This is a genomic window from Corynebacterium sp. HMSC036D02, from assembly GCF_001836165.1.
Lineage (GTDB): Bacteria > Actinomycetota > Actinomycetes > Mycobacteriales > Mycobacteriaceae > Corynebacterium.
Map to the genome: position 1 here is coordinate 1 of NZ_KV827697.1, position 331 is coordinate 331.

The window sequence follows — 331 nt, forward strand, 5'->3', positions numbered from 1 at the left end:
GGTCAGGTTGTTGATGTTGGTGTAGCCACCGGCCTGCCAGGGCACCAAATGATGGACCTGGCAGTAGTCTGCTGGTTTATTGCAGCCAGGTCTAGAGCAGGTGTGGAATTCCGCGTGCAGGCTAAGGCGTTGGTTGAGGTTTGCTCTACGTTCTAGTCGCCAGGTGTTGATGGGGCCTTCAAGAGGGTGGACGAGGGTGGCATAGCCTATTTCGGCAAACTTGTGGGTTAAGAATTCTGCGCCGGTCATGCGCCCACCGTTGGTGAGGTTGAGTTCGATGTCATCGCCGTCGCCGTTGATGATCTGGTCTAGCTCGTTGAGGGTGATGATG

1 protein-coding gene is annotated in these 331 nt (G+C 55.6%); it reads right to left on the bottom strand.

Going from position 1 to position 331, the window contains the following annotated elements:
* Positions 1-331: HNH endonuclease signature motif containing protein (locus HMPREF2743_RS09830; protein WP_141761410.1), on the bottom strand; the 331-nt coding region annotated here is incomplete at both ends.